Annotated in this window: 10 protein-coding genes; 8 read left to right on the plus strand and 2 right to left on the minus strand. The window is 45.2% G+C overall.

The window, feature by feature from the left end; translation table 11 throughout:
* Together folE and folK are read left to right on the plus strand one after the other, a co-directional pair.
* The gene (gene folE, locus HA044_RS04705; protein WP_187539724.1) at nucleotides 1-555 is read left to right on the plus strand and encodes a GTP cyclohydrolase I FolE; all 555 of its coding nucleotides are present in this window, start codon (nucleotides 1-3) and stop codon (nucleotides 553-555) included.
* Nucleotides 556-580: 25 nt separating this feature from the next.
* Nucleotides 581-1,390 carry a 2-amino-4-hydroxy-6-hydroxymethyldihydropteridine diphosphokinase gene (folK, locus tag HA044_RS04710; protein WP_187539726.1) on the plus strand — a complete coding sequence of 270 codons (810 nt, stop codon included), beginning with the start codon at nucleotides 581-583 and terminating at the stop codon, nucleotides 1,388-1,390.
* Between the two features lie 332 nt (nucleotides 1,391-1,722).
* Here folK and HA044_RS04715 read toward each other — a convergent pair whose 3' ends face one another.
* Together HA044_RS04715 and pepA are read right to left on the minus strand one after the other, a co-directional pair.
* Entirely contained in the window at nucleotides 1,723-3,207 is a 1,485-nt protein-coding gene (locus HA044_RS04715; protein ID WP_187539728.1) for a DUF1846 domain-containing protein, read from the minus strand.
* A gap of 493 nt (nucleotides 3,208-3,700) precedes the next feature.
* A complete protein-coding gene (gene pepA / locus HA044_RS04720) occupies nucleotides 3,701-4,765 on the minus strand; it encodes a glutamyl aminopeptidase (protein WP_187539730.1) in 1,065 nt (354 codons plus the stop codon).
* 143 nt (nucleotides 4,766-4,908) lie between these two features.
* Between pepA and HA044_RS04725 the strand changes: the two genes are divergently transcribed.
* The 6 genes from HA044_RS04725 (at nucleotide 4,909) to groL (ending at nucleotide 9,089) form a co-directional block, all read left to right on the plus strand.
* Nucleotides 4,909-5,199 carry a DUF4651 domain-containing protein gene (locus HA044_RS04725; protein ID WP_150905154.1) on the plus strand — a complete coding sequence of 97 codons (291 nt, stop codon included), beginning with the start codon at nucleotides 4,909-4,911 and terminating at the stop codon, nucleotides 5,197-5,199.
* Entirely contained in the window at nucleotides 5,196-5,513 is a 318-nt protein-coding gene (locus HA044_RS04730; RefSeq protein ID WP_187539732.1) for a thioredoxin family protein, read from the plus strand. Before HA044_RS04725 ends, HA044_RS04730 begins: the two co-directional genes overlap by 4 nt.
* 9 nt (nucleotides 5,514-5,522) lie before the next feature.
* Nucleotides 5,523-6,149 carry a YtpR family tRNA-binding protein gene (ytpR, locus tag HA044_RS04735; protein WP_187539876.1) on the plus strand — a complete coding sequence of 209 codons (627 nt, stop codon included), beginning with the start codon at nucleotides 5,523-5,525 and terminating at the stop codon, nucleotides 6,147-6,149.
* 99 nt (nucleotides 6,150-6,248) lie between these two features.
* Nucleotides 6,249-6,644 carry a single-stranded DNA-binding protein gene (locus HA044_RS04740; protein WP_187539878.1) on the plus strand — a complete coding sequence of 132 codons (396 nt, stop codon included), beginning with the start codon at nucleotides 6,249-6,251 and terminating at the stop codon, nucleotides 6,642-6,644.
* A 516-nt stretch (nucleotides 6,645-7,160) separates the two neighbouring features.
* Complete coding sequence (gene groES, locus HA044_RS04745) at nucleotides 7,161-7,442, plus strand: co-chaperone GroES (protein ID WP_187539734.1); 282 nt, start codon at nucleotides 7,161-7,163, stop codon at nucleotides 7,440-7,442.
* Nucleotides 7,443-7,463: 21 nt separating this feature from the next.
* The gene (groL, locus tag HA044_RS04750) at nucleotides 7,464-9,089 is read left to right on the plus strand and encodes a chaperonin GroEL (protein ID WP_187539736.1); all 1,626 of its coding nucleotides are present in this window, start codon (nucleotides 7,464-7,466) and stop codon (nucleotides 9,087-9,089) included.
* Nucleotides 9,090-9,391: the final 302 nt, after the last annotated feature.

Below are 9,391 nucleotides of genomic sequence, written 5' to 3' on the forward strand. Positions count from 1 at the left end.
ATGGATACAAAGAAAATTGAAGAAGCAGTGAAAATGATCATCGAAGCAGTCGGTGAAGATGAGAACCGTGAGGGACTCCTGGAAACTCCGACCCGCATCGCAAAGATGTACCAAGAGATTTTTTCAGGTTTGGGACAAACGGCAGAAGAGCACTTGTCAAAATCATTTGAAATCATTGATAACAATATGGTGGTTGAGAAGGATATTTTCTTCCATTCCATGTGTGAGCATCACTTCTTGCCGTTTTATGGCAAGGTACATATTGCCTATGTTCCAAATGGCCGTGTGGCTGGGCTTTCAAAACTAGCTCGGACAGTTGAAGTTTATGCTAAAAAGCCACAGATTCAAGAACGTTTGACGGTCGAGATCGCTGATGCCTTGATGGACTATCTGGGAGCACAGGGAGCACTGGTCTGGGTAGAAGCAGAGCATATGTGTATGAACATGCGTGGTGTCCGTAAACCTGGTACTGCTACAGTGACAACGGCTGCGCGTGGACTGTTTGCGACAGATAAAGATTTAAAAAATGAAGCCTATAAACTCATGGGCCACTAATGGCTGGCTATAAGAGGTGAAGAGAGTGGATCAATTACGGATCAAGAACTTAGAAGTATATGCCTATCATGGTGTTTTTCGGGCAGAAAAAGAATTGGGACAACGCTTTGTCTTGGATGTTTGGGTTGATTATGAAATGACCCGAGCTGCTCGTACGGGTGATTTGGAAGCTTCAATCCATTATGGAATCTTAGCGGAACAGTTGACCGAGTGGATGCAGGCTGAAAAGATTGATTTGATTGAAACGGTTGCTTTTCAATTGGTTCAAAAGATTTTCGAACACTATGACTTTGTGAAAAAAGTCCGTCTGGAGTTGAAAAAACCGTGGGCACCAGTTCCTTTGCCTTTAGAGAGTTGTTCGGTGACGATTGAACGGGAGAAAAAACGGGCTTTTATAGGCCTTGGGACTAATATGGGAGACAAAACTCTTCAGCTAGATACTGCGCTAGAAAAGATGAAGGATCGAGGCATTCGTATCCTGCAGACTTCTACAAGGATTGAAACAGAACCTTGGGGGGGTGTGGAGCAGGACGTCTTTTTGAATCAGGTGGCAGAGGTCGAAACCTGGATGACCCCGCAGGATATCCTAGAGACCTTACTTGCCATCGAGCAGGAAATGGGTCGTGTCCGTGAGATCAAGTGGGGGCCACGTGTGATCGACTTAGATCTGCTGTATATGGAGGACACCATTTGTTACAGCCCGAGCTTGATCTTGCCGCATCCTTATGTGGCAGAGCGCGCCTTTGTCCTAGAATCTTTGAACGAAATTGCCCCTCATTTTGTGGATCCTGTTCAAAGAAAGCCCATTCGCCAATTATGGGATGCTGTCAAATAGTCTCTCTTCTTTGCATCAAAAAAACAATCCCTGTTCGAGGGATTGTTCAAATTGAAGACAAAGACTTCTTAAAAAACTTTCCTTAGGTGAGTACGGACGTCTGCGAACTTCTACGAAGTTCCAAGACTAATGATTGAGCCTGTGGTCTCAATCATTCCGAGTGCCTGAAACTGAGTCGTTTCAGGCACTTTTCTCACAGCGGAAAGTTTCAGAATATGATTGAATAACTATAACGAGTATAATTTTTAAAGAATTGATTAGATTTTATTAAAGATTCGTCTATATACACTCTCAACAATCCCTCGAACGGGATTGTTTTTGTTTGTCTTGCTTTATTTACGATACAAGCGATCGTATTGGTAGACGGGATCCATGGTGACGTGGATACCGAGCTTGCGTAGGACGTTCTTGTCTTCGTCTGTCAGCATAACGGTTGAATGGGCTTCGCTGCCTTTCAACTTGCCTAATTCTTGCATAGCAAGCTTAGCGTCTTCATTGCTCATGGCCGTAATAGCAAGGGCAATGAGGATCTCATTTGAGTGAAGGCGAGGGTTGCGACTGCCTAAATGATTGATCTTCAAGCCTTGGATCGGTTGTACGTACTCTGGCTCGATCAACTTAGTTTCTTTGCCAATGTGAGCCAATTTCTTAATGGCATTGATCAAGAGGGCTGCGGTTGGACCAAAGAGATCAGATGTTTTTCCGGTGACCATCTCGCCATTTGGCAATTCAAGTGCCAAGGCTGGCTCGCCTGTTTCTTCTTCTTTTTGACGGGCAAGGACGGTCACTTTCCGATCATTTGGCGTAATGCCCAAATCATTCATCAAGAGCTCAATCTTTTTCACAGCTCCTTCACTGACACGTTCTGCCTTGACATCCAAGATGGTTTGGTAATAGCGACGGATGATTTCTTGTTGGGAAGCTTCAATCGCAGCATCATTGTCCACAATGGCAAAGCCAACCATGTTGACACCCATGTCTGTCGGAGAAGCGTAAGGGGAGGTTCCCAAGATCCGTTCCAACATGCGCTTCAAGACAGGGAAGATTTCGATATCGCGGTTGTAGTTGACCGTTGTTTCCCCGTAGGTTTGGAGGTGGAAGGGATCGATCATATTGACATCGTCTAGATCGGCAGTCGCTGCTTCATAGGCCAAGTTGACTGGGTGGTGCAAGGGAAGGTTCCATACTGGGAAGGTTTCAAACTTAGCATAACCAGATTTGATGCCATTCAATTGGTCATGGTACATATTGGACATACAAGTTGCGAGCTTACCAGAACCAGGTCCAGGAGCTGTCACAACGACCAAATTGCGGCTGGTCTTGATGTAGTCATTTTTCCCCATCCCCTCAGGAGAGATGATGTGGTCCATATCGGTTGGGTAGCCCTTGATCGGATAGTGTAGATAAGAAGTGATCCCACTTTTATCCAGTTGCTTACGAAAGGCGTCCGCTGCGGCTTGTCCCGCATATTGCGTGATCACGACCGAGCCTACAAAGATCCCTAATTCGTTGAATTTATCGATCAAGCGCAGCACTTCTTGGTCATAAGAAATCCCAAGATCTCCACGGGCTTTTGAGTGCTCAATGTTGTTGGCGTTGATGGCAATGACAATTTCCACCTGGTCGCGCAATTCTTGGAGCAGCTTGATCTTATTGTCTGGTTCGTATCCAGGGAGGACACGAGCAGCGTGGAAGTCTTCTAACATCTTACCACCAAATTCAAGGTAGAGCTTGCCATCGAATTGATTGATCCGCTCGATAATGTGGTTACGTTGCAAATTCAAATACTTTTCAGAACTAAAAGCTTGTTTTTTCATCTAAATCTCCTGTAAATAAGGGGAGCCTGCTCCCTACACGAAACATTCATTCTTTCATATTATATCAGAAAACAGATGGAAGACAAACTATTCTCTGTCGCTTTCCATAGAAGAGATTAGACATCATAGAATTTGATTGTTCAGGCATATTTTTTACATAAAATAACCTAAGTAATGATAAACAAATAAAATGAGGTAGTCTATTAAGGTCATTGCAGGGGGCACTTAAACTTTCCGCTGTGAGAAAAGTGCTAGAAACACTACTGTTTCTAGCACTCGGGAGTTTTGGGAGTAAAACAGTTTGGGAAACTGTTTTAGCCTGAGCCAAAAAAATGAAAAGCGAAGGGTCCAAAAATAAGTTATGGAACTTCCTGGATCGCTGAAATCATCCACTGGATAATTTCACCTAACGTCCGTACTCACCTAAGGAAGGTTTTAAGAGGATTTTATCTTCGATCTGAAAGCCTCTTACGGGGCCTCGTGATCAATGCTCTTAATAGTGTTTGATCACATCAACTGTTGCGCGATCCAATTTCTTGACCAAGGCTTGTAAGAAGGCTTGGGCTTGCAAGAAATCATCCATAGCATAGAGGGTTTGGTGAGAGTGGATGTAGCGGGCACAGACACCGATGGTAGTGGATGGCACTCCACCATTCTTCAAGTGTGCGGCACCAGCGTCGGTTCCACCTTTACCGCAGTAATATTGGTATTTGATGCCGGCTTCTTCAGCAGTTGTGAGTAAGAAATCTTTCATATTAGGCAAAAGGATGTGACCAGGATCATAGAATCGGATCAGGGTTCCTTCGCCAATAGCACCTTGGCCTCCAAAGATATCAGCAGCTGGGGAACAATCGACAGCAAGGAAGACTTCCGGATCAAATTTAGTGGTAGAGGTATGGGCACCACGAAGTCCCACTTCTTCTTGAACATTGGCTCCGACATAGAGTTCATTGTTCAAGTCTTGACCAGAGAGATTCTTGGCCAATTCGCTGACCATCAAGACGCCGTAGCGGTTATCCCATGCTTTAGAGATCACATTTTTACCATTTGCTGTGAGAATAGCAGAGCTGTCTGGCACCAAGGTGTCCCCAGGATGGACGCCATAGCTTTCAGCCTCAGCTTGGTTGCTAAATCCAGCATCAAAGACAATGTCCCCAATAGCAGGAACGGTTGGACCGCCCGCACCACGTGTCAAATGTGGAGGGACAGATCCAGAAATGGCAGGGTATTCACGGCCATCGCGTGTCAAGAGTTTGAAACGTTGGCTGCTGACGACCATCGGGTTCCAACCCCCGATTGGCACCACACGGAAAGTCCCGTCAGCTTTGATTTCGCTGATCATAAAACCAACTTCATCCATGTGGGCAGCGACTTGGACGCGAGGGGCATCACTCGCTGTTGAGTGTCTGACCCCAAAGATTCCACCGAGACCATCGGTCACGATCTCATCCACATGAGGGGTCAATTGTTGGCGCAAATAGTCCCGTACAGGGGCTTCATGGCCTGAGATAGCGGGAATTTCAGTTACTTCTTTGATTTTAGAAAATAAATTAGTCATAGGTTACCTTCTTTCTGATGCTATTTTATCATTTTTTTGGCGAGGATGGTAGCCTCACGGGAGAGGTGTTTCTGCTGGAGATCCAGGAGGAAACCCTAGCTCGACCATTGTCCCCTTGCTGATTTTGTGTTACAATAGGCACTATGAAAGCAAAAAAAATTATTTTATCTAGTCTGGCTGTCGCAAGTGCCGGAGCTCTTGCGGCTGGTGTTTATAAAATTGCCAAAGATCAAAAGCGCCTTCGTACCCAAGAAGAGTTGGTCGCAGAAGTACGGGAGCAGATGGAAGCCATGGGGACGATTGCGACCCTGTATGTGGAACTTTATGAGTCGAGTGAAGAGCGTTTAGTAGGGGGCGTTATCTTTGAGGATGAGCGCCATTACCGCTTTGTCTACGAGGACGGTCTCTTGCAGTATGAAGAGGAAAAACTATGATCACACCAAATTCTCTAGAAGAAATTGCTTCTTATATAGAGCAAGAAGGCAAGAAAGTCTTTGTCTTTTCAGCAGATTGGTGTGGGGATTGTCGCTATCTCCAACCTTTTTTGCCGGAAATTGTGGCGGAAAACCCTGAATTTACCTTTATTTTGATTGACCGAGATGCTTATATGGATCTGGCGAAAGTCTGGAATGTGTACGGAATTCCGAGTCTGGTCGTACTGGAAAAGGACAAGGAAATCGGACGGTTTGTCAATCGTGATCGAAAAACCAAAGCGCAGATTACGACCTTCTTAGCAGGATTAAAATAGGAGAAAATGATGATTGTAACATACAACAAAGAACAAGTCGGCGATGTCTTGATGCTGACCTTGAAAAATAGTGGAGAAGCAAAGCTCGCTGTTGAAAGAAAAGGAAAGGTGGCTCGCGTTTACCGTGAGGACAAGCAAGAAACGGTTGCCTGGAATATCTTTGATGCCTTGTCTTTCTTCGTCATCGAAGGCAATGGCCAAGTCTTTTTGACAGATGAGCAAGTAGATCGGTTGAACCAAGAGTTGGAAAGCGAAGGCTTTGCAGAACGCTTGGTCAATGACCGCGAACCAAAATTTGTGGTGGGAGAAATCCTTGAAATGGTAGCCCATCCAGATAGTGACCACTTGAATATCTGTCAAGTAGCAGTTGGGCCGGATAAGACAGTTCAGATCGTGGCAGGAGCTCCAAATGCGCGTGTCGGTCTCAAGACCATTGTCGCTCTTCCAGGTGCCATGATGCCAGATGGCAGCTTGATTTTCCCAGGTGCCCTTCGTGGTGAAAAAAGTTATGGCATGATGTGCAGTCCTCGCGAATTGCACTTGCCAAATGCTCCTCAAAAACGAGGTATTATTGAATTAGATGACGCAGAAGTGGCAGGAACACCTTTTGATCCTGCTCGTCACTGGCACGGATAAAAATAAGAAGATTCTAGGATGCTTGCAGTCCTAGAATTTTTTTATGGGAGCACCTCCATTTTTGAAGATTTTTTCGAATAAATAGATAGGAGGTAAATGATGTATAATAAAGTTATTTTAATCGGTCGCCTAGTAGCGGCTCCAGAATTGCATAAAACCAGCACAGATAAATCGGTTGCTCGAGTGACCGTGGCGGTCAATCGCCGTTACAAGGATCAAAATGGAGAGCGGGAAACCGATTTTGTCAATGTCGTTGTCTGGGGGAAATTGGCCGAAACCATGGCTAGTTATGCCAGTAAAGGCAGCTTGATCTCTTTGGATGGAGAGATCCGTACCCGTCGCTATGAGAAAAATGGGGTTATGCAGTATGTGACAGAAGTCCTCTGTCAGAGCTTCCAGTTGCTCGAGAGCCGGGCTCAACGAGCGATGCGTGAAAATGGTGGGACAGGAGATCTAGCTGATGTCATCCTTGAAGAGGAAGATTTACCTTTCTAGAAAGATCGAACCATCAGGCTTTGTGGGTGGAATGAGGCTGGGACAAAAGTTCTAGCCTCTTAATTGTTTTTGGATTGTCGAGCAAGACGCAGTGGTTGAGTGCTCAAAGCACTGCTTTGAGGTGACGGATAGAACTTGCGAAGCAAGTATCCTAAGTCTTTGTTCGCTTTTTAAGCTTCAAAGATGCCCTATGTTGACGGAAACTATGTTTCCTTTATCTGCAACCTTCAACAGTCTCTCAGACTGTTGAAGCTGTGCGGAGATGGGACGACGAAATCGAATTCTAACGAATGACCGATTTCTGTCCCACTCTCTCTTTTTTAGTCTTAGAGAAAGCTTGGTAAATTCCCAAGGATAGGGGAAATGGAATCGTTTTTTGCCCTTTTCGAACTTGAAGATTCTCTGCTTTATTTGAGGTGTTTTTTTCTTGACTATTTCTGACCAAGTGATACAATAGAAACATAGGTTAGCACTTGAATGACTAGAGTGCTAAAATACAAGTATGGAGGAACGACAATGTTAAAACCATTAGGAGACCGCGTGGTCTTAAAAGTAGAAGAAAAAGAACAGACTGTTGGAGGTTTTGTCCTCGCAGGAGCGAGCAAGGCCGAAACGAAAACCGCTACAGTTGTTGCTGTTGGTGAAGGAGCTCGTACCTTTACCGGTGAGTTGATCGCACCAAGTGTAAAAGCAGGAGATCAGGTCTTGATCGAAAGCCATGCAGGCATTGAAGTCAAAGATGGGGATGAAACCTACACCCTCGTTGGCACATCAAATATTCTTGCAATTGTAGAGTAAGAGAAGAAAGAGGTAAGAAAAATGGCAAAAGATATTCAATTTTCATCAGACGCACGTTCTGCCATGGTCCGTGGTGTCGATATTTTAGCAGATACAGTCAAAGTCACCTTAGGCCCTAAAGGACGCAATGTAGTCCTTGAAAAATCCTTTGGTTCACCATTGATCACAAACGATGGGGTCACCATCGCAAAAGAAATCGAATTGGAAGACCATTTTGAAAATATGGGTGCCAAATTGGTGTCAGAAGTGGCTTCTAAGACCAATGATATCGCAGGTGACGGTACAACAACCGCAACGGTCTTGACCCAAGCCATCGTCCGTGAAGGGATTAAAAACGTCACAGCAGGGGCCAACCCAATCGGCATCCGCCGTGGGATTGAGACCGCTGTTGCAACAGCAGTAGAAGCTTTGAAAAACAATGCGATCCCCGTATCCAGCAAAGAAGCCATTGCTCAAGTCGCTGCTGTGTCTTCACGTTCTGAAAAAGTCGGTGAATATATCTCCGAAGCCATGGAAAAAGTTGGTAAAGATGGGGTCATCACCATTGAAGAATCCCGTGGAATGGAAACAGAACTGGAAGTCGTAGAAGGTATGCAGTTTGACCGTGGTTACCTTTCTCAATACATGGTGACGGACAATGAAAAAATGGTGGCTGACCTTGAAAATCCATACATTTTGATTACGGACAAGAAAATTTCAAACATCCAAGAAATCTTGCCATTGTTGGAAAGTATTCTTCAAAGTAGCCGTCCACTCTTGATTATCGCAGATGATGTCGATGGAGAAGCTCTCCCAACACTTGTTTTGAACAAGATTCGTGGTACCTTCAATGTTGTCGCTGTCAAGGCACCAGGCTTTGGAGATCGTCGCAAGGCGATGCTAGAAGATATTGCGATCCTCACAGGTGGTACAGTGATCACAGAAGACCTCGGCTTGGAATTGAAGGATGCAACCATCGAAGCTCTTGGTCAAGCAGCGAAAGTCACTGTTGACAAAGATAGCACTGTGATTGTCGAAGGTTCTGGTAACCCAGAAGCGATTGCCAACCGTGTCGCTGTCATCAAGTCTCAAATCGAAACCACAACATCTGAATTTGACCGTGAAAAATTACAAGAACGTTTGGCTAAATTGTCTGGCGGTGTTGCCGTGATCAAGGTCGGTGCTGCGACAGAAACAGAATTAAAAGAAATGAAACTTCGTATCGAAGATGCATTGAACGCTACTCGCGCAGCCGTCGAAGAAGGGATCGTTGCCGGAGGTGGTACAGCCCTTGTCAATGTCATCTCTGCAGTTGCAGCTCTTGAATTGGAAGGGGATGAAGCAACAGGACGCAATATCGTCCTTCGTGCTTTGGAAGAACCTGTTCGTCAAATTGCTCACAATGCTGGCTATGAAGGTTCCATCATTATTGACCGTTTGAAAAATGCAGAAGCTGGAACTGGCTTCAATGCAGCAACTGGTGAATGGGTAAATATGATTGATGCTGGTATCATCGACCCAGTCAAAGTGAGTCGTTCAGCCCTTCAAAACGCAGCTTCCGTTGCCAGCCTCATTTTGACAACCGAAGCCGTCGTAGCCAACAAACCAGAACCAGCTGCCCCAGCAGGACCAGCAATGGATCCAAGCATGATGGGTGGGATGATGTAACCTGATACCAATGATTGGTGCTAAAGCACCGAATCATTGGACGGTAGCCGCTATGTTGCGGTCTACCTAATCATCTTACTAGCTCAAAGGGAGGAAAGTAACGTTCCTCCCTTTTCACGTCGTAACTCCTTGGTTAATTTATCAGGTGTATTTATTGTTACGGCAAGCACCATGGTGCCTTGCCGAAGTGTCTTACTAAGAAAATAAGAGAGTGGGACAGAAATAGGTCATTCGTTAGAATTCGATTTCGTCGTCCCACCTCCGCACAGTTGAGTAGGGCTGTAAAAGCTGATGAAATCAGC

The sequence above is a fragment of the Streptococcus sp. IMAU 99161 genome (assembly GCF_014435245.1).
Taxonomy (GTDB): Bacteria; Bacillota; Bacilli; order Lactobacillales; family Streptococcaceae; genus Streptococcus; species Streptococcus lactarius.

Bases quoted from the DNA above. Each gene is read 5' to 3' on its own strand.
- HA044_RS04740 (WP_187539878.1), top strand. From the start codon at position 6,249: ATGTATAATAAAGTTATTTTAATCGGTCGCCTAGTAGCGGCTCCAGAA.
- folE (WP_187539724.1), top strand. From the start codon at position 1: ATGGATACAAAGAAAATTGAAGAAGCAGTGAAAATGATCATCGAAGCA.
- HA044_RS04715 (WP_187539728.1), bottom strand. From the start codon at position 3,207: ATGAAAAAACAAGCTTTTAGTTCTGAAAAGTATTTGAATTTGCAACGT.
- pepA (WP_187539730.1), bottom strand. From the start codon at position 4,765: ATGACTAATTTATTTTCTAAAATCAAAGAAGTAACTGAAATTCCCGCT.
- ytpR (WP_187539876.1), top strand. From the start codon at position 5,523: ATGATTGTAACATACAACAAAGAACAAGTCGGCGATGTCTTGATGCTG.
- HA044_RS04725 (WP_150905154.1), top strand. From the start codon at position 4,909: ATGAAAGCAAAAAAAATTATTTTATCTAGTCTGGCTGTCGCAAGTGCC.
- groES (WP_187539734.1), top strand. From the start codon at position 7,161: ATGTTAAAACCATTAGGAGACCGCGTGGTCTTAAAAGTAGAAGAAAAA.
- HA044_RS04730 (WP_187539732.1), top strand. From the start codon at position 5,196: ATGATCACACCAAATTCTCTAGAAGAAATTGCTTCTTATATAGAGCAA.
- groL (WP_187539736.1), top strand. From the start codon at position 7,464: ATGGCAAAAGATATTCAATTTTCATCAGACGCACGTTCTGCCATGGTC.